The sequence below is a fragment of the Delftia sp. BGA-UO-ETr-SB1 genome (assembly GCF_059567865.1).
The window spans coordinates 2,000,121-2,019,977 of sequence record NZ_JCAQOW010000006.1 but is presented as its reverse complement, the minus strand read 5'-3'; the positions used below and the strand labels follow the sequence as shown (position 1 = coordinate 2,019,977).

General features: G+C 64.1%; 16 protein-coding genes and 3 tRNA genes. 9 read left to right on the top strand and 10 right to left on the bottom strand.

The features are described from left to right. The first annotated feature begins 130 nt into the window (after positions 1-130). Together map and AC57B5_RS27855 are read left to right on the top strand one after the other, a co-directional pair. Complete coding sequence (map, locus tag AC57B5_RS27860; RefSeq protein WP_034396030.1) at positions 131-946, top strand: type I methionyl aminopeptidase; 816 nt, start codon at positions 131-133, stop codon at positions 944-946. 89 nt (positions 947-1,035) lie between these two features. Then, positions 1,036-3,669, top strand: coding sequence for a [protein-PII] uridylyltransferase (locus AC57B5_RS27855; protein ID WP_013801514.1), 2,634 nt, complete (start codon positions 1,036-1,038; stop codon positions 3,667-3,669). Positions 3,670-3,745: 76 nt separating this feature from the next. Here the strand turns inward: AC57B5_RS27855 and AC57B5_RS27850 are convergent, their stop codons facing one another. Next, a complete protein-coding gene (locus AC57B5_RS27850; RefSeq protein WP_012206653.1) occupies positions 3,746-5,239 on the bottom strand; it encodes a nucleobase:cation symporter-2 family protein in 1,494 nt (497 codons plus the stop codon). 289 nt (positions 5,240-5,528) lie between these two features. Continuing rightward, positions 5,529-6,068 carry a peptide deformylase gene (gene def / locus AC57B5_RS27845; protein WP_013801513.1) on the bottom strand — a complete coding sequence of 180 codons (540 nt, stop codon included), beginning with the start codon at positions 6,066-6,068 and terminating at the stop codon, positions 5,529-5,531. Positions 6,069-6,345: 277 nt separating this feature from the next. On the opposite strand from def, the gene AC57B5_RS27840 reads away from it, so the two are divergent. From AC57B5_RS27840 to AC57B5_RS27825, 4 genes are all read left to right on the top strand, one after another. Next, positions 6,346-6,714 (top strand): YbaN family protein, encoded by a 369-nt coding sequence (locus AC57B5_RS27840; protein WP_049801494.1) that lies wholly within the window; start codon positions 6,346-6,348, stop codon positions 6,712-6,714. Positions 6,715-6,801: 87 nt separating this feature from the next. Beyond that, positions 6,802-6,877: transfer RNA gene (locus AC57B5_RS27835), tRNA-Asn, on the top strand. Positions 6,878-6,930: 53 nt separating this feature from the next. Further along, a tRNA-Asn gene (locus AC57B5_RS27830) sits at positions 6,931-7,006 on the top strand. Between the two features lie 45 nt (positions 7,007-7,051). Further along, a tRNA-Asn gene (locus AC57B5_RS27825) sits at positions 7,052-7,127 on the top strand. A 45-nt stretch (positions 7,128-7,172) separates the two neighbouring features. Here the strand turns inward: AC57B5_RS27825 and AC57B5_RS27820 are convergent. Continuing rightward, on the bottom strand, positions 7,173-7,499 hold the full coding sequence (locus tag AC57B5_RS27820) for a hypothetical protein (RefSeq protein WP_496400710.1): 327 nt from the start codon (positions 7,497-7,499) through the stop codon (positions 7,173-7,175). Positions 7,500-7,734: 235 nt separating this feature from the next. Here AC57B5_RS27820 and aat point away from each other — a divergent pair, with 235 nt between their 5' ends. The 3 genes from aat (at position 7,735) to AC57B5_RS27805 (ending at position 10,219) form a co-directional block, all read left to right on the top strand. Then, on the top strand, positions 7,735-8,520 hold the full coding sequence (gene aat / locus AC57B5_RS27815) for a leucyl/phenylalanyl-tRNA--protein transferase (RefSeq protein WP_180319091.1): 786 nt from the start codon (positions 7,735-7,737) through the stop codon (positions 8,518-8,520). Then, positions 8,517-9,266 (top strand): arginyltransferase, encoded by a 750-nt coding sequence (locus tag AC57B5_RS27810; RefSeq protein WP_012206658.1) that lies wholly within the window; start codon positions 8,517-8,519, stop codon positions 9,264-9,266. Before aat ends, AC57B5_RS27810 begins: the two co-directional genes overlap by 4 nt. Positions 9,267-9,394: 128 nt before the next feature. Then, entirely contained in the window at positions 9,395-10,219 is an 825-nt protein-coding gene (locus AC57B5_RS27805) for an IclR family transcriptional regulator (protein WP_013801509.1), read from the top strand. 111 nt (positions 10,220-10,330) lie between these two features. Here AC57B5_RS27805 and AC57B5_RS27800 read toward each other — a convergent pair whose 3' ends face one another. The 7 genes from AC57B5_RS27800 to AC57B5_RS27770 all read right to left on the bottom strand — a co-directional run bounded on the left by AC57B5_RS27800 (position 10,331) and on the right by AC57B5_RS27770 (position 19,664). Beyond that, entirely contained in the window at positions 10,331-11,428 is a 1,098-nt protein-coding gene (locus AC57B5_RS27800) for a serine hydrolase (RefSeq protein WP_013801508.1), read from the bottom strand. A gap of 119 nt (positions 11,429-11,547) precedes the next feature. After that, positions 11,548-13,086: a 2-isopropylmalate synthase gene (locus tag AC57B5_RS27795; protein WP_034396043.1), complete on the bottom strand. Its 1,539-nt coding sequence runs from the start codon at positions 13,084-13,086 to the stop codon at positions 11,548-11,550. 99 nt (positions 13,087-13,185) lie between these two features. Further along, positions 13,186-14,877: a 2-isopropylmalate synthase gene (leuA, locus tag AC57B5_RS27790; RefSeq protein WP_492386617.1), complete on the bottom strand. Its 1,692-nt coding sequence runs from the start codon at positions 14,875-14,877 to the stop codon at positions 13,186-13,188. Positions 14,878-15,103: 226 nt separating this feature from the next. Further along, positions 15,104-15,937, bottom strand: coding sequence for a CDP-diacylglycerol--serine O-phosphatidyltransferase (pssA, locus tag AC57B5_RS27785; protein WP_012206663.1), 834 nt, complete (start codon positions 15,935-15,937; stop codon positions 15,104-15,106). Positions 15,938-16,147: 210 nt separating this feature from the next. Then, positions 16,148-17,164 (bottom strand): ketol-acid reductoisomerase, encoded by a 1,017-nt coding sequence (gene ilvC, locus AC57B5_RS27780; protein ID WP_012206664.1) that lies wholly within the window; start codon positions 17,162-17,164, stop codon positions 16,148-16,150. A 72-nt stretch (positions 17,165-17,236) separates the two neighbouring features. Then, complete coding sequence (gene ilvN, locus AC57B5_RS27775) at positions 17,237-17,728, bottom strand: acetolactate synthase small subunit (RefSeq protein WP_012206665.1); 492 nt, start codon at positions 17,726-17,728, stop codon at positions 17,237-17,239. 154 nt (positions 17,729-17,882) lie between these two features. Then, entirely contained in the window at positions 17,883-19,664 is a 1,782-nt protein-coding gene (locus tag AC57B5_RS27770) for an acetolactate synthase 3 catalytic subunit (protein ID WP_043819761.1), read from the bottom strand. Between the last annotated feature and the right edge of the window lie 193 nt (positions 19,665-19,857).

Genomic DNA, 19,857 nt, shown 5'->3' with positions numbered 1-19,857 from the left:
CCGCCCTCCGGGGGCTGGCTGCAAGGCGCTGAATCGGTGAGGCCGCTATTTTACCGGGCTGAGCCGTCCCGATGGCGACAGCCGCCCCTTACCCCTGCACGCCCGAAGGCGCAATGGGATAATTGCGGGCATGAGCATCACCATCAAGAGCGCTGAAGACATCGCAGCCATGCGCGTGGCCTGCCGCCTGGCTTCGGAAGTGCTGGACTACATCACCCCCCACATCAAGCCCGGCATCACCACGGCCGAGATCGACCGCCTGGGCGCCGAATGCATGGCGCAGCAGGGCACGGTCTCCGCCACCATCGGCTACCAGCCGCCCGGCTACCCTCCCTACCCCGGGCACCTGTGCACCTCGGTCAACCATGTGGTCTGCCACGGCATTCCCAATGACAAGCCGCTCAAGAAGGGCGACATCGTCAATGTGGACGTCACGGTCATCACCAAGGACGGCTGGTACGGCGACAACAGCCGCATGTTCATGATCGGAGAGTGCTCCATCGCAGCCAAGCGCCTGTCGGCACTGACCTTCGACGCCATGTGGCTGGGCATCCAGCAGGTCAGGCCCGGCGCCACGCTGGGCGACATCGGCAACGCCATCCAGACCTTTGCCGAAGGCCACGGCCTGTCGGTGGTGCGCGAGTTCTGCGGCCACGGCATCGGCCAGAAGTTCCACGAAGAGCCCCAGATCCTGCACTACGGCCGCCCTGGAACGGGCACCGTGCTGGAAGAAGGAATGGTCTTCACCGTCGAGCCCATGCTCAACCTGGGCAAGCGCGAGATCAAGGAACTGGGCAAGGACGGCTGGACCATCGTGACCAAGGACCACAGCCTCTCGGCCCAGTGGGAACACACCCTGGTGGTGACCAAGACCGGCTACGAAGTCATGACCCTGTCGGCCGGCTCGCCCGCGCTGCCCCCCTTCGTTACCACCACGAGCTGCTGAGGCTCGGCATGCTTCTTGCGTGATGCGCAGGCAAAATGGCATGGCGTCCGGGGCACCCGCTCCCGGCGCCTTCCCTGCCCTCGCCGCGCATGAAACAGACCACTGACCACACTCCTTCCCACGCTGCGCCCTCTGCCCCGGACTCGCTGGAGCAGTTGCGCGTGCAGTACGCCCGGGATCGCGGGCGCTGGATAGGCTCGCTGCTGGCGCCCACCATGGGCCGGCGCGGCGTGCGCCTGGTGCTGCAGCACCTGAGCGATCTGGCCGACACGCTGCTGCGCGCGCTGTGGCATCGCGCCGGCATGCCGCCCGAGGCCTGCCTGGCCGCCGTGGGCGGCTTCGGGCGTGCCCAGCTGTTTCCCTATTCCGACATCGACGTGCTGGTGCTGCTGCCAGCCGCCGGCACGGCAGATGCCGAGCTGGCCTCGCGCATCGAGAAATTCATCGGCAGTTGCTGGGACGCGGGCCTGGAGATCGGCTCCAGCGTGCGCACGCTGGCCGAATGCCTGGAGGAATCCGAGCGCGACCTGACGGTGCAGACCGCCCTGCTCGAATCACGCCGCATCTGCGGCAGCGAGCCGCTGTTCGCCGAGTTCCAGACGCGCTACCAGGCCCAGATGAATGCGCACGCCTTTCTGTCCGGCAAGCTGCTGGAAATGCGCCAGCGCCACAACAAGTACGAGAGCACGCCCTACTCGCTGGAGCCCAACTGCAAGGAATCGCCCGGCGGCCTGCGCGATCTGCACACCATGATCTGGCTGGCCCGTGCCGCAGGCCTGGGCAGCAGCTGGCAGGCCCTGGCCGGCAAGGGGCTGATCACCGATTTCGAGCGCCGGCAGCTCGAGGACAACGAAGCCTTGCTGAGCCTGATACGTGCACGCCTGCACGCGGTGGCGGGCCGGCATGAGGACCGCCTGGTCTTCGACCAGCAGACCGCCGTGGCCGAGGCCTTTGGCTACCGCTCCACCTCGGCCGAGGGGCGAAAGCTGGCCATGCGCGCCAGCGAGACGCTGATGCGCCACTACTACTGGGCGGCCAAGGCCGTGACCCAGCTGTGCCAGATCCTGCGGCTGAACATCGAGGAGCGGCTGAACCCGCGCCCCACGCCGCGCATCCGGCTGAACTCGCGCTTCTACGAGAAGGCCGGCACCATCGAGGTGGCCAGCGACGATCTCTACGAGCGCGAGCCGCACGCCATCCTCGAAACCTTTCTGATGTACGAGACCCATGTGGGCCTCACCGACCTGTCGGCGCGCACGCTGCGCGCGCTGTACGGCGCGCGTGACCTGATGGACGCGGCCTTCCGGCGCGACCCGGTCAACCGCGCCACCTTCATGAAGATCCTGCAGCAGCCCAGCGGCATCACGCACGCCATGCGGCTGATGAACCAGACCTCGGTGCTGGGGCGCTACCTGTGGCCGTTCCGGCGCATCGTAGGCCAGATGCAGCATGACCTGTTCCACGTCTACACGGTGGACCAGCACATCCTCATGGTGCTGCGCAATGTGCGGCGCTTTTTCATGGCCGAGCATGCGCATGAGTACCCGTTCTGCTCCCAGCTGGCCAGCGGCTGGGACAAGCCCTGGCTGCTGTACGTGGCCGCGCTGTTCCACGACATCGGCAAGGGCCGGGGCGGCGACCACTCCATCATCGGCGCCGTGGAGGCCAAGCGCTTTTGCCGCGCCCACGGCATTGCGCGCGCCGACGCCGAGCTGATCGAATTCCTCGTGCGCGAGCACCTGACCATGAGCCAGGTCGCGCAAAAGCAGGACCTGTCGGACCCCGAGGTGATCCAGGCCTTTGCCGAGCGCGTGGGCAACGAGCGCAACCTCACGGCCCTGTACCTGCTGACCGTGGCCGACATCCGCGGCACCAGCCCCAAGGTCTGGAGCGCCTGGAAGGGCAAGCTGCTGGAGGACACCTATCGCCTGACCTTGCGCGTCATGGGCGGACGCGCGCCCGATGCTGCCGCCGAAATCGAGGCCCGCCGCCGCGAGGCCCTGGTACAGCTGGCACTGACAGCCCAGCCCTTCGAATCGCACAAGAAGCTCTGGGACACGCTGGGCGTGGACTATTTCATGCGCCACGAGGCGGCCGACATCGCCTGGCACACGCGCCACCTGTCGCGCCACGTGGGCACCACCCGCCCCGTGGTGCGTGCGCGCCGCTCCCTGGCCGGCGAGGGGCTGCAGGTACTGGTCTACGCGCCTGACCAGCCCGATCTGTTCGCGCGCATCTGCGGCTACTTCGACCGGGCGGCCTTCTCCATTCTGGATGCGCGCGTGCACACGGCCCACAACAGCTATGCGCTGGACACCTTCCAGGTGGTCGCGCCCGCCATGCAGGAGCAGTACCGCGAGCTGATGCACATGGTCGAGAACGACCTGGTCGCCGCGCTGATGCAGGGCGGGCCGCTGCGCGAGCCATCCCCTCGGCGCCTGTCGCGCCGCGTCAAAAGCTTCCCCTTTGCGCCGCGCGTCACGCTGCAGCCCGACGAGAAAGCCCAGCACTGGCTGCTGTCCATCTCGGCCACGGACCGCGCCGGCCTGCTCTACACCGTGGCGCGCATCCTGGCGCAGCACCACCTGAGCGTGCAATTGGCCAAGGTCAGCACGCTGGGCGAGCGCGTGGAAGACAGCTTTCTGATCGAGGGCGCCGAACTGCAGAACAACCAGCGCCAGCTGCTCATAGAAACCGAGCTGTTGCAGGCCTTGGCGGTCTGAGCTTGCGGCGAAAAAAGGCCCGCCCTGTCAACCAGGGCGGGCCTTTTGCATCCAGGCGCTGGCGTGGTTGCCGCCGTCAGTGCATGGCAGCCGCAGGCGCCGACACCGTGGCCACTTCCTTGCCCTCGCGGTCATAGAGCTTGCCGTCGACCACCCGGTCGCCATCGGCCAGGGCAGACAGCACGGCCTCGCTGAGCACGCGCTCAGAACCTGCGCCGAACACCGAAGGCTCCTCGGGGTTGCCCTGCTTGAAGTGGTTGAAGACCAGGTTCAGCAGCAGCACGGTCACCGCCGTGGAGCTGATGCCCGAATGGAACATGGTGGCGAACCAGTCCGGGAAGTGGTGATAGAAGTCCGGCTTGACCATGGGCAGCACGCCCATGCCGATGGACGCCGCCACGATGATCAGGTTCATGTTGTTGTGATAGTCCACCTTGGCCAGCGTGCGGATGCCGCTGGCCGCTACCGTGCCAAAGAGCACCAGGCCCGCGCCGCCCAGCACCGAGGGAGGCACGCAGGCCACGATGCGCCCCATGATGGGCAGCAGGCCGAAGGCGATCAGGATCAGGCCGCTGAAGGCCACGACATAACGGCTCTTGATGCCCGTGACCGCGACCAGGCCCACGTTCTGGGCAAAGGCGCTCTGCGTGAACGAGCCGAAGAACGGCGCCACCACGCTGGACAGCATGTCGGCGCGCAGGCCGTCGGCCAGGCGGCGCGAATCCACGCGGGTGCCCACGATGTCGCCCACGGCCAGGATATCGGCCGAGGTTTCCACCAGGGTCACCAGGATCACGATGGACATGGAAAGGGTCGCCGCCAGGCTGAAGGTCGGCCAGCCGAAGTGCAGCGGCATGGGCACGGCGAACCAGGCACCGCTGCCCACCTCGGAAAAGTCGGACTTGCCGATCATGGCCGCCACCGCCGTGCCGATGACGATGGCCAGCAGGATGGACAGGCGCGAGATCATGGCATTGCCCAGCTTGCTCAGCGCCAGCACGATGACCAGCGACAGGCCCGCCAGCCCGATGTTGCCCATGCTGCCGTAGTCGGCCGCCTGGGGATTGCCGCCCATGGCCCAGTGGGCCGCCACCGGCATCAGCGACAGGCCGATGATGGTGATCACGCAGCCATTGACCAGCGGCGGGAAAAACCGGGTGAGCTTGGAAAAAATGGGCGCAATGATCAGGCCGAACACCGAGGCAAAGAGCACGGCGCCCAGCACGCCCTGCATGCCGCCGCCTGTGTGCAGGATGCTGACCATGGTGGCCACGCCCGAGAAGGACACGCCCTGCACCAGCGGCAGGCGCGAGCCGAAGAACGGAATGCCCAGCGTCTGCAGCAGCGTGGCCAGCCCGCCCATGAAAAGGCAGGCCGTGATCAGCAGGCCCGTGTCGGCCGCCGACATGCCGGCCGCATTGGCCATGACCAGGGGCACGGCCACGATGCCTCCGTACATGGTCAGCACATGCTGCAAACCATAGAGGGTGTTGGCCGTGAGGCCGAGTTGCTCGTCCTCCGGGCGGATGTCTGTACCCAGGGCCGGCGCATTGCCAGAACTTTTTTCCATCGCTGTCTCCTTGTCCTCTTGTTCACAGAACGCCGGACAAGTACGCGGCAGCCGGATGGCGGCAGGCGCGCCCCCGCGCACCTTTTGCCGCCGCCCCGATAGGCCGCGCTCTCCTGCATCCTGCATCGCGAAGCCCGGTGGCTGCTTGGCAGCTCTTGGCGGGCGAACGCACACAATCCCCGCCTTGGCGGGAAGTGCCAATGTACGGCGCCAGCATGGAAAAATTGTCTACCGATTTGTATACAAAGACCTGACCGAAGATCCTTGAATACGGGCAGCGCCCGCCCGCTCAGTCGTCCTCGGCCGCGCTGATGCCGGGGAACAGCACATCGGTGAAGCCGAACTGGCTGAAGTCACGCATGCGCATGGGATAGAGCTTTCCCCAGAGGTGATCGCACTCATGCTGGACCACGCGCGCATGAAAACCATCCACCGTGCGGTCGATGGCATCGCCAAACACATCGAAGCCCGTGTAGCGGATATGGTTCCAGCGCGGCACCATGCCGCGCATTCCGGGCACGGACAGGCAGCCTTCCCAGTCCAGTTGCTCGTCCTCGCCCATGGGCGTGATGACTGGGTTGATGAGCACGGTGCGCGGCACCACGGGCGCATCGGGGTAGCGCGGATTGGGCAGGCCGGAGCCGAACACCACCATCTGCAGGTCTACGCCAATCTGAGGCGCGGCCAACCCCGCGCCGTTGGCTGCATGCATGGTGTCCAGCAAATCGCTGAGCAGCAGGTGCAGTTCGTCGGTGTCGAATTCGGTCACGGGCTGGGCGACGCGCAGCAGGCGCGGATCGCCCATCTTCAAAATGGTGCGGACAGTCATGGCAGTGCAAGGCTATAGGGAAATGGTGGGTTGCCAAGCATAGCGGCCGCCCGGCTCCCGGCCACCTCTTGGCTACCTCTTGGCCGCCATGGCCACAGCGCGCTGGCACAATCGCAGCATGCCCAGCACCGCCAGAGAGTCATCCACCGCGTCCCCAGAGGACCGTGAGGCAGGCGCGCAGCAAATACCCACGGCACAGGCCCTGGAGCCCGAGGCCACTGCGCAGGCAGGCACGGCGCCGGCCTTCCATGATGACGATCCCCCTCCCCTGCACCGCATGCCGGCCGCCCCGTTGCGCTGGGCGCTGCAGCTGTTTGCCTGCCTGAGCCTGGCCACGGGCATTGCCGGCATCTTCATTCCAGGATTGCCCACCACGGTGTTCGTGCTCATGGCCGGCTGGGCCGCGGCGCGCAGCTCGCAGCGCATGCACACCTGGCTGTGGCGCCATCGCCTGTTCGGCCCCATGCTGCGCAACTGGGCACGGGGCGGCTGCGTGAGCCGGCGCGCCAAATGGAGCGCCAGCGCCATGATGAGCCTGTGCGCCGTCATACTGCTGTGGACACGCCCGCCCGCCTGGGTGCAGGCCGTGGCGCTGACCTCCATGGGCTGCGTGCTGGTATGGCTGTGGTTCAGGCCCGAGCCGTGAGAATGAAGGCCTGCAGCCGGCCTTCCTGAAAAAATTCCCCCGAGTTTTCTGTGACGTGTTTTTTACGTCATATAATCTAGGTCTTGTTCCTCAATAGCTCAGTTGGTAGAGCGCCGGACTGTTAATCCGTAGGTCCCTGGTTCGAGCCCAGGTTGAGGAGCCAAAAGAATTTCAAGATCTTGCAACCGCACAAGATCTCTGTCGATAGACGTGTATTCCTCAATAGCTCAGTTGGTAGAGCGCCGGACTGTTAATCCGTAGGTCCCTGGTTCGAGCCCAGGTTGAGGAGCCAAATTTCAGTGGCCTTGCAATCGCACAAGACCCAACGCCAACATATTCCTCAATAGCTCAGTTGGTAGAGCGCCGGACTGTTAATCCGTAGGTCCCTGGTTCGAGCCCAGGTTGAGGAGCCAAGATAAAAAGCCCGCATGCCAACGCATGCGGGCTTTTTTGTTGGGTCAGGCTGCACGCACCATGCCCACGGTGGGCGTGTTCGGTGGCGATGGAGTTGCAGCGGGCTCCACGGTGACGGGCTTGCTGTGCCTGGCATGTGCGCGGCGCGAACCATGGGCAACACGGGATTGCTCGACACCCTCTTCCCATGCGCGCAGCTCTTCTTCCAGCCGTGCGGCACGTTCCGCATACATGTCAGCAGAGGACTTGTAGTACTCCGCGGCAATGGTGTGCTCCAGCATCGCCATGCGGGCTTCCTGCAGGTAGGCCCGGGTGCGACGGATATAGCGCGGCTCGGCAAGGCTTGCGCCAAAGATTTTGCTGAAAAACATCGCTCATCCTCCTTCGATGCCTTCACAGCGAAAGCCAAGCATCCGCAAGAAGACGGAACCAGCATAGCCCAAGCCTGCCAGGCGGCACTGTCCCCTGGCGCGACAAGGCCGCGTAGGAGGTTCACTTACCCCGGCCAGGCGATGCCCTCGCATCCACGCAGCCCTCTTGCGCATGGTTTGTGCAAGACTGCGGCTGCAGAGAATACGAATCCATTTCCTCCGTCCGCACCCGATCATGTCCCATCCCCTCCCATGGCTCATCCCCCACCAGGCCTTCCCTCCTGTGGAAACGGCATGGGGCCCCAACGACCCCATCCCGGGCCTGCTGGCCGCAGGCGGCACGCTGGATGCGGCGCATCTGCGCATCGCCTACAGCCAGGGGATTTTTCCCTGGTTCAGCGAAGGCCAGCCCACGCTGTGGTGGTCGCCCGATCCACGCATGGTGCTGCAGACATCGCAGTTCCGGCTGCACCGCAGCCTGCGCAAGACATTGCAGCGCTTTCGCGCCACGCCAGGCTGCGAGATCCGCATCGACAGCGCGTTCGAGACCGTGATGCAGCACTGCGCCCAGACGGTGCGCCATGACCAGGATGGCACCTGGATCGTGCAAGAGATTCTTGACGCCTATGCCGACCTGCACCACCAGGGTGCAGCCCACAGCGTGGAGACCTGGGTGGACGGACGCCTGGTGGGCGGCCTGTATTGCGTGGCACTGGGCCGCGCCGTGTTTGGCGAATCCATGTTCGCGCATGCCACCGACGCATCCAAGATCGCGCTGGCGGCCCTGGTTGCGCTGTGCAGACACCAAGGCGCCGTGCAGATCGATTGCCAGCAGGCCACGCAGCATCTGGCCTCGCTGGGGGCGCGCGAAATGCCGCGCGCCCGGTTCCTGCAAACCGTGGCCGAGCAAAGCCAGCTGCCGCCCATGCGCTGGCGGTTCGAAAACGTATACTGGGACGCGTTGCTGCCACCGTCCGGCGAGGCTGGCGACACATCACCGGCTGCCGCCAGCACACCATGACGCACCCGAACGATCTTCCGCTGCAGGCCCTGCAGTTCTATGCCACCGCCGCCTACCCCTGCAGCTATCTCGATGGCCGGCTGGCGCGTTCGCAAGTGGCCACGCCCAGCCACCTGATCCAGAACAGCGCCTATTCGGAGCTGGTTTCACTGGGTTTTCGCCGCAGCGGAATGTTCACCTACCGGCCGTATTGCGACGGATGCCGAGCCTGCGTGCCGATGCGCATCCTGGTCCACGACTTCCGTCCCGACCGGAGCCAGCGCCGCGCCGCCGCGCGCCATGCCGACCTCACGGCATCGATCCAGCGCCTGCACTACTCGAACGAGCACTACCAGCTGTACCTGCGCTACCAGCAAAGCCGCCACAGCGGCGGAGGCATGGACCATGACAGCGTGGACCAGTACACCCAGTTCCTGCTGCAAAGCCGCGTCAACTCGCGCCTTGTGGAGTTCCGCACGCCCGCAGCCGATGGCGGCATCGGCACGCTGAAGATGGTCTCCATCCTCGATGTGCTGGAAGACGGGCTGTCTGCCGTCTACACCTTCTACGAACCCAACGACCCCGCCAGCTACGGCACCTTCAATGTGCTGTGGCAGATCGACCAGGCCCGGTCCATGAGCCTACCCTATGTCTACCTGGGCTACTGGATCGCCGACAGCCAGAAGATGAATTACAAGGCGCGCTTCCTGCCCCATGAAGTGCGCGTTGACGAGCGCTGGCAGCGCGTGGATCAGCTGCCGCGCTGATACAGCGTCACTCCACGCCTTTTCAGCGACATTTCTTATGCGCATAGCCGCTGTTTGCTGGCGGCACATATGCCGCCATGCCATGGCCGCCGCTAGAATGACCGAATGCCGAAACTCCACTCCGCCTCATGAAAAAAAACGATAACGCGGCCTCCCCCAAGCCCAGCGTCCAGGTCCTGGAACGCATGTTCACGTTGATCGACGTGTTGGCCTCGCGCGAGGAAGCGGTATCGCTCAAGGAGATCAGCGAGCGCACCGGCCTGCACCCCTCCACCACGCACCGCATCCTCAACGATCTGGCCATTGGCCGCTTTGTCGATCGCCCCGAATCGGGCAGCTACCGCCTGGGCATGCGCTTCCTGGAACTCGGCAATCTGGTCAAGGCCCGCCTGAGCGTGCGCGAAGCGGCCCTGATCCCCATGCGCCAGCTGCACAAGCAGATCCAGCAGCCGGTCAGCCTCAGCGTGCGCCAGGGCGATGAAATCGTCTATGTGGAACGCGCCTACAGCGAGCGCTCCGGCATGCAGGTGGTTCGCGCCATCGGCGGCCATGCGCCGCTGCACCTGACATCCAACGGCAAGCTGTTCCTGGCGGCCGACGATGCGCAACAAGTCCGCGCCTACGCCACGCGCACCGGCCTGCCCGGCAAGACGCACTTCAGCATCACGCGGCTGGCCGACATGGAAAACGAGCTGGACAAGGTACGCCACCATGGCGTGGCCCGCGACAACGAAGAGCTGGAGCTGGGCGTGCGCTGCATGGCTGCCGGCATCTACGACGACCAGGGCAAGCTGGTGGCCGGCCTGTCCATCTCCGCTCCCGCCGACCGGCTGGACGAAAGCTGGATGTCCAAGCTCCAATCCACCGCACAGGAGATCTCGGGCGCCCTGGGCTTCAACGCAACCCGCCCGGCGGCACCGCCACCCAACCCCTACGCGCGCAGCAGCCACTGAACAGCCGTCGGCCCCGTTGGCATTGGCCAGGGGCCATTGGCAACACAGACCTCTGCCCACCAGAAACAACAAAGGCGCCATCGGCGCCTTTGTCGTGAGGGGAAAGAAAACTCAGCCCTTGACCTTGTGGATCATGGGATCTCCAGCCACCTGCCCCATGGACTCCACCCAGTGGCGCACGCGCTCGGCATCGCCGAGGCGGCTGAACTTTCCAGCCGAATCCAGGAAGACCATGATGATCTTGCGGCCAGCCACCTGCGCCTGCATGACCAGGCAGCGGCCCGCCTCGGAGATGTAGCCGGTCTTTTGCAGACCGATGTCCCAGGTGGGGCTCATCACCAGGCGGTTGGTGTTGTTGTACTGCAGCGTGCGGCGGCCCACGGCCACCTCATAGCCGGGCGAGGTGGTGTACTCGCGCACCAGCGGATCGCTGTGCGCCACATTGACGAGCACGGCCAGATCACGGGCGCTGGACTGGTTGCGGCTGGACAGCCCGGTGGGCTCCACGTAGCGGGTATCGGTCATGCCCAGCAGACGGGCCTTGGCATTCATCTGCTGGACAAAGGCATCAAGGCCACCAGGGAAAGTGCGGCCCAGGGCGTGGGCAGCGCGGTTTTCGCTGGACATCAGAGCCAGGTGCAGCATTTCACCGCGCGTGAGCGTGGTGCCGACGGCCAGACGCGAGCTGCTGCCCTTTTCGGTATCCACGTCGTCCTGCGTGATGGTGATGGTTTCATCCATCGGCAGATGGGCCTGGGAAATCAGCAAGCCGGTCATCAGCTTGGTCAACGAGGCGATGGGCAAGACGGCATGGTCGTTCTTGCTCAGCAGCACCTCATGGGTGTCCTGGTCCAGGACCAGGGCCACGCTGCTCTTGAGATCCAGAGGATCGGCCACCGCATGCAGACCGGCCATCTGGCCGAAGGACAGGCGTGGCTCGTAGGCAACGGCGCGAATGGGGCTGGCTACGCTGCGTGCAGCTACGCGGCTGGGCTGGCGCGCGCTCTTGGCAACGCGCTTGCCCTGGGGAGCGGCCGTGGCGCGCTCCTTCACCGCCTTCTTCTTGACAGGGGCCACGGCCACCTGTTTCTTGGCAACTTTCTTGGCGGGCGCGGCATATGCGCCCGGAGCAGCAAGAGCACAACTCAGGGCCAGAAAGGACATGACCTGAGCAAATCGACCGAGGCGGGCACGGCGTAGGGTGGGCATGAGAAATGCTCCAAGCAGCAAGAATTTGTGACTAGACCTTACATTAATCGAAAAAGTCGCACTGTGACAATAACTTGTGCGACTTTTCGATAATTTAAGTGAAATTATAAGGCGAGTGCTTACCCCTGCGCAGCCACGATCTCTGCATTGCTGTGTAATTTGTTCAACGCGCTCAGATAGGCCTTGGCAGAAGCCACGACGATGTCAGGGTCGGCGCCCACGCCGTTGACCACGCGCCCGCTGCGCTGCAGGCGAACGGTCACTTCGCCCTGGCTTTCGGTGGAGCCGCTGATGGCGTTGACCGAGTACAGCAGCATCTCGGCACCGCTCTTCACCTCGGACTCGATGGCCTTGAACGAGGCATCGACCGGGCCATTGCCGTCGGACTGGGCCTTGATCTCTCGGCCGTCGCGGCTGAACACCACTGACGCGTGTGGGCGCTCACCTGTCTCGCTTTGCTGAGCCAGCGAGATGAACTGGAAGGGGTCGGCCTGCTGATGCGCGTCCTGCTCGGTCACCAGGGCCAGGATGTCCTCGTCGAAGATCTCGCTCTTGCGGTCGGCCAGCTCCTTGAAGGCGGCGAAGGCGGTATTGATCGCGGCTTCGCTGTCCAGCTCCACGCCCAGCTCGTGCAGGCGCTGCTTGAAGGCGTTGCGGCCGCTGAGCTTGCCCAGCACGATCTTGTTGGCGCTCCAGCCCACGTCCTCGGCACGCATGATCTCGTAGGTGTCGCGCGCCTTGAGCACGCCGTCCTGGTGAATGCCGGAGGCATGGGCGAAGGCGTTGGCTCCCACCACGGCCTTGTTGGGCTGCACCACGAAGCCGGTGGTCTGGCTGACCATGCGGCTGGCGGCCACGATGTGCAGGGCGTCGATGTTGACGTCCAGGCCAAAGTAGTCCTTGCGCGTCTTGATGGCCATCACCACCTCTTCCAGCGAGCAGTTGCCGGCGCGCTCACCCAGGCCATTGATGGTGCATTCGATCTGGCGGGCGCCGCCGAGCTTGACGCCGGCCAGCGAGTTGGCCACGGCCATGCCCAGGTCGTTGTGGCAGTGCACGCTCCAGACCGCCTTGTCGCTGTTGGGCACGCGCTCGCGCAGGTTCTTGATGAAGGCGCCGTAGAGCTCGGGAATAGCATAGCCCACGGTGTCGGGCACGTTGATCGTGGTTGCGCCCTCGGCGATCACGGTCTCGATGACGCGGCACAGGAAATCCGGGTCGCTGCGGTAGCCGTCCTCCGGGCTGAACTCAATGTCGGCAATCAGGTTGCGCGCAAAGCGCACGGATTGGCGCGCCTGCTCCAGCACCTGATCGGGCGTCATGCGCAGCTTTTTCTCCATGTGCAGCGCGCTGGTCGCAATGAAGGTGTGGATGCGCGCGCGGTTGGCGTCCTTGAGGGCTTCGGCCGCACGGGCGATGTCACGATCATTGGCCCGCGCCAGCGAACAGATGGTGGAGTCCTTGATGGCGCGCGCAATGGCCTGCACCGACTCGAAGTCACCGTTGGAGCTCGCCGCAAAACCGGCCTCGATCACATCGACCTTCAGCCGTTCGAGCTGGCGCGCGATGCGCAGCTTCTCGTCGCGGGTCATGGAGGCACCGGGCGACTGCTCGCCGTCACGCAAGGTGGTGTCGAAAATGATCAATTGGTCGGTCATGGGGAGTCTCGTCTTTCTTGTGGATGCGAAGCCCCTGCCCACGGGCAGGCGATGAAAAAAGCCGGTGCGCTTGTGGCTGCACCGGCTCGGGAACGAAATTCAGGCGGCGACCGCCTCCTGCGCCACCGCATTCTCGGCGGAGGGAACACGCTGCAAGCCCGACATGATGGCCCGGAACGAGGCAGAGACGATATTCGCATCGACCCCCACGCCGTAGCACACGTGGGACTCGTCCACGCGCAGTTCCACATAGGCGATGGCCTTGGCGTTGGCGCCTTCGCCAATGGCGTGCTCGGCATAGTCCAGCACGCGCACCGCGCGGCCGCTGTGCTCGCTCAGCGCCTGCACGAAGGCGTCGATCGGGCCCGTGCCCTCGGCCTCAATCGTGCGCTTGCCGCCCTCGACGGCCAAGTCGGCCGACAGGCTGACCACACCATCGTTCTCGCTCAGCCGATAGTGCGGCGCCTGCACGGATTGCAGGCCGTATTCGCGCTGAAACAGATTCCACAGGTCGGCCGCAGCCAATTCCTTGCCACTGGCATCCATCTCGCGCTGCACGACCTGGCTGAACTCGATCTGCAGGCGGCGCGGCAACTGGAGGCCATATTCGCTTTCAAGCAGATAGGCGATGCCGCCCTTGCCCGACTGGCTGTTGACGCGGATCACGGCCTCATAGCTGCGACCCAGGTCCTTGGGATCGATGGGCAGATAGGGCATGTCCCAGATGTCGCCTTCCTTGCGGTCGGCGAAGGCCTTCTTGATCGCATCCTGGTGCGAGCCAGAGAACGAGGTGTAGACCAGATCGCCCACGTAGGGATGGCGCGGGTGCACGGGCAACTGGTTGCAATGCTCGACCGTGCTGCGGATGCCGTCGATATCGGAGAAATCCAGCCCGGGCGACACGCCCTGGATGTACATGTTCAGCGCCACGTTGACCACGTCGAGGTTGCCCGTGCGCTCGCCGTTGCCGAACAGGCAGCCTTCGAGGCGGTCGGCACCGGCCATCAGCGCGAGCTCGGCCGTGGCCGTGCCCGTGCCGCGATCGTTGTGGGGATGGACGGACAGCACGATGGAATCACGGCGCTGGATGTGGCGGTGCGTCCACTCCACCATGTCAGCAAACAGATTGGGCGTGGAATGCTCCACCGTGGTGGGCAGGTTGATGATGCACTTGCGCTCGGGCGTGGGCTGCCATACATCGGTGACGGCATCGATGACGCGCTTGGAAAACTCCAGTTCGGTGTCCGAATACATCTCGGGCGAATACTGGAAGGTCCACTGCGTCTGGGGGTAGCCAGCAGCGATCTCGTTGAACATGCGGGCATTGGTGGTGGCCAGCTCGACGATCTCGTCTTCACTCATGTTCAACACCACGCGGCGCATCACGGGCGCGGTGGCGTTGTAGAGATGGACGATGGCACGGGGCACGCCTTCAAGCGCTTCGAAGGTACGGCGGATGAGGTGCTCGCGCGCCTGGGTCAGCACCTGGATGGTCACGTCATCGGGAATGCGGTTTTCCTCGATGAGCTTGCGCATGAAGTCGAACTCCACCTGCGAAGCGGAGGGAAAACCGACCTCGATCTCCTTGAAGCCGATCTTCACCAGTTGCTCGAACATGCGCATCTTGCGATCGATGTCCATGGGCTCGATCAACGCCTGGTTGCCATCGCGCAGATCCACGCTGCACCAGATCGGAGCCTTGGTAATCGTCGCGTCGGGCCAGCTGCGATTTTGCAGACGCACGGGAGCGAAAGCGAACGGACGGTACTTGGTCGAAGGGTTTTGCAACATGGCTGAAGTGCTTTCTATCGTCTAGGTAAAAACAAGACCCACCTGCTCCAGCGACCCCACAAATGCAAAACGGCCCGTCGCTGGTGCAAACGGGCCGTGAAAGTAGGTATGTACGCGCGCGCTACTGTCTCTGCCCGTTGGACATCAGTAGTAGAGCTAGCGACAGGTATTGCATTCGGACGACTTTAGCACAGGTTCACAAAGGCTGTGAAGATGCTGCGCCGCATCACTTGTGCAGGCCGCGCTCCTCGGGCTCGTCGGTCGAGGTGCTGATGACGCTGGTGCGCTGGCCCTTGGCCTTGCGCCAGGCGTAGACGCCATAGCCCGAGAACCCGTAGAGCAGGAACACGCCGAACAGCACGATGGGCGGGTGGATGTTGATGATGGCAATGCCCAGCGCAATCAGCACGATGGCGGCAAACGGCACGCTCTTTTTGAAGTGCACGTCCTTGAAGCTGTAGAACGGCACATTGGTAACCATGGTCAGGCCCGCGTACAGCGTCAGGAAGAACATGATCCAGGTGATCTGCGTCCAGCTCAGCCATGCATCCTGCCCGCGCAGCAGGCCCGCCTCGTCCAGCAGCCAGATGAAGCCCGTGACCAGCGCCGCCGCCGCAGGCGAAGGCAGGCCCTGGAACCAGCGCTTGTCCACCGTGCCGGTATTCACGTTGAAACGCGCCAGCCGCAGTGCAGCGCAGGCGCAATAGACAAAGGCGGCAATCCAGCCCCAGCGACCAATGCCCTTGAGCGCCCACTCGTAGGCGATCAAGGCGGGAGCGGCGCCGAAGGACACCATGTCCGACAGCGAGTCCATCTGTTCGCCAAAGGCGCTTTGCGTATTGGTCATGCGTGCCACGCGGCCGTCAAGGCTGTCGAGCACCATGGCGCAGAACACGCCTGCGGCAGCCAGTTCAAAGCGGCCATTCATGGCCATCACGATGGCGTAGAAGCCACCGAACAGCGCAGCCAGCGTGAACAGGTTGGGCAGGATGTAGATACCCTTGCGGCGCTTGCGCACCACCACGCCCTCAATCTCGTTGGACTCATTGTGGTTTTGCATCAATCCAGCCTCCAGCACAGCGCCTACGGGCGCGGGCAGCTATTAAAACGATAGTATTCTAAGGGAGCGGACCGCGCCGCCCCGAAAGGGTCAGTGTACCTGCGCGCCGCACCCCTTCCCTGCACGAAAAAGGCCACCCGTCGGGGTGGCCTTGTCCTGCACCTTGCGTAGGCCGCTTGCGCGACCCAGGCAAGATGGAATGCAGCAATCTCAGTTGCGGCTCTGGTCAACCAGCTTGTTCTTGGAGATCCAGGGCATCATGGCGCGCAGCTGGCCACCGACCTTCTCGATGGCGTGGTCGGCGTTCATGCGGCGGCGGGCCGTCATGCTCGGGTAGTTGGTGCGGCCTTCCTGGATGAACATCTTGGCGTATTCGCCGGTCTGGATGCGCTTGAGGGCAGCGCGCATGGCTTCGCGCGACTTGTCGTTGATGACTTCGGTACCCGTCACGTACTCGCCGTACTCGGCGTTGTTCGAGATGGAGTAGTTCATGTTGGCGATGCCGCCTTCGTACATCAGGTCCACGATGAGCTTGAGCTCATGCAGGCACTCGAAGTAGGCCATTTCGGGAGCGTAGCCGGCTTCGGTCAGGGTCTCGAAGCCCATCTTCACCAGTTCCACCGCGCCGCCGCACAGAACGGCTTGCTCGCCGAACAGGTCGGTCTCGGTTTCTTCCTTGAAGTTGGTCTCGATGATGCCGCCCTTGCCGCCGCCGTTGGCCATGGCATAGGACAGGGCCAGGTCACGGGCCTTGCCGGACTTGTCCTGGTACACAGCGATCAGCGAAGGCACGCCGCCGCCCTTCAGGTACTCGGAACGCACGGTGTGGCCAGGACCCTTGGGGGCGACCATGATCACGTCCAGATCGGCGCGGGGCACGACCTGGTTGTAGTGGATGTTGAAGCCGTGGGCAAAGGCCAACGTGGCGCCTTGCTTGATGTTGGGGGCCACGTTGTTGTTGTAGACCTCGGGGATGTTCTCATCCGGCAGCAGGATCATGACCAGGTCGGCGGACTTCACGGCGTCATCGACTTCCGCGACGGTCAGGCCAGCCTTGGCGACCTTGTCCCAGGAAGCGCCGCCCTTGCGCAGGCCGACCACGACCTTCACGCCGCTTTCGTTCAGGTTTTGCGCGTGTGCGTGGCCCTGGCTGCCGTAGCCGATGATGGCAACGGTCTTGCCCTTGATCAGGCTCAGGTCACAGTCCTTGTCGTAGAAAACTTTCATGTTGGCTCCAGGCTTCGTGTGTGTAGGGGTTGAAAAGGGGAAGGGGACAGGTTTCAGGTGCGTTGCAGCGCATCAAACGCGCAGGATGCGTTCGCCTCGGCCGATGCCGCAGGAGCCGGTGCGCACGGTTTCCAGAATGGCCGTGCGGTCCAGCGCCTGCAGGAAGGCGTCGTTCTTGGATTGGTCGCCGGTCAGCTCGACCGTGTAGCTCTTTTCGGTCACGTCGATGATGCGGCCGCGGAAGATGTCCGCCATGCGCTTCATCTCCTCGCGTTCCTTGCCCACGGCGCGGACCTTGACCATCATGAGCTCGCGCTCGGTATAGGAGCCTTCGGTCAGGTCCACGACCTTGACGACTTCGATCAGGCGATTCAGGTGTTTGGTGATCTGCTCGATCACGTCTTCGGAGCCATTCGTCTGAATGGTCATGCGCGACAGCGATGCGTCTTCCGTGGGGGCCACGGTCAGCGATTCGATGTTGTAGCCGCGGGCCGAGAACAGGCCCACCACGCGCGACAAGGCTCCCGGCTCGTTTTCGAGCAGCACGGCAATGATGTGTTTCATGAAAGAAAGATTCCTCTTTTCGCTGCCCTCCCCCGGCGCCGGTAAACGTCGGGCTTGGCAGGCAATAGATTCGTCAAAGGGGCCGCCTCGAGGACGGCTCACTGGAACGGATGCGACAGGAATGAACCCGGGCAAATCCCGCAAGGGACCATGCTCAGAGGTCGTCAGCTCCCAGCAGCATCTCGGTGATCCCACGGCCGGCCTGCACCATGGGGAACACATTCTCGGTGGGATCGGTACGGAAGTCCATGAACACCGTGCGGTCCTTGAGCTTGCGTGCCTCGCGCAGGGCGGGCTCCACGTCCTCGGGGCGCTCGATCAGCATGCCCACGTGGCCATAGGCCTCGGCCAGCTTCACGAAGTTGGGCAGCGAGTCCATGTAGCTGCTGCTGTAGCGGCCCGAATACTCGATCTCTTGCCACTGGCGCACCATGCCCAGGTAGCGGTTGTTCAGCGACACCACCTTGACCGGCGTGTTGTACTGCAGGCAGGTAGCCAGCTCCTGGATGTTCATCTGGATGGAGCCTTCACCCGTGATGCAGAACACCTCGGATTCAGGCTTGGCCAGCTTGATGCCCATGGCGTAGGGCAGGCCCACGCCCATGGTGCCCAGGCCGCCGGAGTTGATCCAGCGGCGCGGCTCATCGAAGCGGTAGTACTGCGCGGCCCACATCTGGTGCTGGCCCACGTCAGACGTGATGTAGGCATCGGCGTCGCGGGTCATGTTCCACAGCGTCTCCACCACGTACTGCGGCTTGATGACCGAGCCATCGCCACGGCTGTACTGCAGGCAGTCGCGGCTGCGCCAGCCTTCGATGGTCTCCCACCATTGGCCCAGGGCCGCTGCGTCGGGACGGGCACTTGCCTCGCGGATCATGGAGATCAGCTCGGTCAGCACCTCCTTGACGTCGCCCACGATGGGCACGTCCACCTTCACGCGCTTGGAGATGGAAGAGGGATCGATGTCGATGTGGATGATCTTGCGCTCCACCGACATGAAATGCTTGGGGTTGCCGATCACGCGGTCATCGAAGCGTGCACCCACCGCCAGCAGCACGTCGCAGTTCTGCATGGCATTGTTGGCCTCGATGGTGCCGTGCATGCCCAGCATGCCCAGGAACTTGCGGTCGCTGGCCGGATAGGCGCCCAGGCCCAGCAGCGTATGCGTGACCGGGTAGCCCAGCATGTCCACCAGCGTGCGCAGCTCGTTGCAGGCATTGCCCAGCAGAACGCCGCCGCCCGTGTAGATGTAGGGTCGCTTGGCGGCCAGCAGCAACTGCAGCGCCTTGCGGATCTGGCCGGCATGGCCCTTGCGCACCGGGTTGTAGGAGCGCATCTCCACCTTCTCGGGGTAGCCGGCGTAGAGCGCCTTCTTGAAGGACACGTCCTTGGGGATGTCCACCACCACGGGGCCGGGACGGCCGGTGCGCGCGATGTGGAAGGCCTTCTTCATCGTGTCCGCCAGCTCGCGCACATCCTTCACCAGGAAGTTGTGCTTGACGATGGGTCGGGTGATGCCGACGGTGTCGCATTCCTGGAACGCGTCGGTGCCGATGTAGGCCGTCGAGGTCTGGCCGCTGATCACGACCAGGGGAATGGAATCGGTGTAGGCGGTGGCAATGCCGGTCACGGCGTTGGTCAGGCCGGGACCCGAGGTCACCAGGGCCACGCCGACTTCACCCGTGGCACGGGCAAAACCGTCTGCCGCATGCACGGCCGCCTGTTCATGGCGCACCAGCACATGCTGAATGGAATCTTGTTTGTAGAGGGCGTCGTAGATGTACAGAACCGCACCGCCCGGATAGCCCCAAAGCTGCTTGACACCTTCGGCCTGCAGGGACTTGACGAGGATCTCGGAGCCCATCAGCTCCTGGGATGCATGGGACTGCGACGCCGCTGCTGCCGCGCTGGAGTACTCGGCTTTGGAAATTTCCATGATCAACCTTTGTGAATTTCTCTAACGAAAAACCTTGGGTGCCCCTTGCCTGAAGCCCTTGTGAGGCCGGTGCGGGACTTAGGACCAACAGACATGGGCGAGTGAGTAAACGCCGGACCGTGACCCGTTTGCCTTTTTGAATTGCAGCAGACATTATCGCACTGCAACAAGCCTGCGCGCCATCCTGCGAAAA

Coding starts and splice junctions, on each gene's coding strand:
- AC57B5_RS27800 (WP_013801508.1), bottom strand. CDS start 11,428: ATGCCCACCCTACGCCGTGCCCGCCTCGGTCGATTTGCTCAGGTCATG.
- map (WP_034396030.1), top strand. CDS start 131: ATGAGCATCACCATCAAGAGCGCTGAAGACATCGCAGCCATGCGCGTG.
- ilvN (WP_012206665.1), bottom strand. CDS start 17,728: ATGAAACACATCATTGCCGTGCTGCTCGAAAACGAGCCGGGAGCCTTG.
- ilvC (WP_012206664.1), bottom strand. CDS start 17,164: ATGAAAGTTTTCTACGACAAGGACTGTGACCTGAGCCTGATCAAGGGC.
- AC57B5_RS27850 (WP_012206653.1), bottom strand. CDS start 5,239: ATGGAAAAAAGTTCTGGCAATGCGCCGGCCCTGGGTACAGACATCCGC.
- AC57B5_RS27795 (WP_034396043.1), bottom strand. CDS start 13,086: ATGACCGACCAATTGATCATTTTCGACACCACCTTGCGTGACGGCGAG.
- AC57B5_RS27805 (WP_013801509.1), top strand. CDS start 9,395: ATGAAAAAAAACGATAACGCGGCCTCCCCCAAGCCCAGCGTCCAGGTC.
- leuA (WP_492386617.1), bottom strand. CDS start 14,877: ATGTTGCAAAACCCTTCGACCAAGTACCGTCCGTTCGCTTTCGCTCCC.
- pssA (WP_012206663.1), bottom strand. CDS start 15,937: ATGCAAAACCACAATGAGTCCAACGAGATTGAGGGCGTGGTGGTGCGC.
- def (WP_013801513.1), bottom strand. CDS start 6,068: ATGACTGTCCGCACCATTTTGAAGATGGGCGATCCGCGCCTGCTGCGC.
- aat (WP_180319091.1), top strand. CDS start 7,735: ATGTCCCATCCCCTCCCATGGCTCATCCCCCACCAGGCCTTCCCTCCT.
- AC57B5_RS27840 (WP_049801494.1), top strand. CDS start 6,346: ATGCCGGCCGCCCCGTTGCGCTGGGCGCTGCAGCTGTTTGCCTGCCTG.
- AC57B5_RS27770 (WP_043819761.1), bottom strand. CDS start 19,664: ATGGAAATTTCCAAAGCCGAGTACTCCAGCGCGGCAGCAGCGGCGTCG.
- AC57B5_RS27855 (WP_013801514.1), top strand. CDS start 1,036: ATGAAACAGACCACTGACCACACTCCTTCCCACGCTGCGCCCTCTGCC.
- AC57B5_RS27820 (WP_496400710.1), bottom strand. CDS start 7,499: ATGTTTTTCAGCAAAATCTTTGGCGCAAGCCTTGCCGAGCCGCGCTAT.
- AC57B5_RS27810 (WP_012206658.1), top strand. CDS start 8,517: ATGACGCACCCGAACGATCTTCCGCTGCAGGCCCTGCAGTTCTATGCC.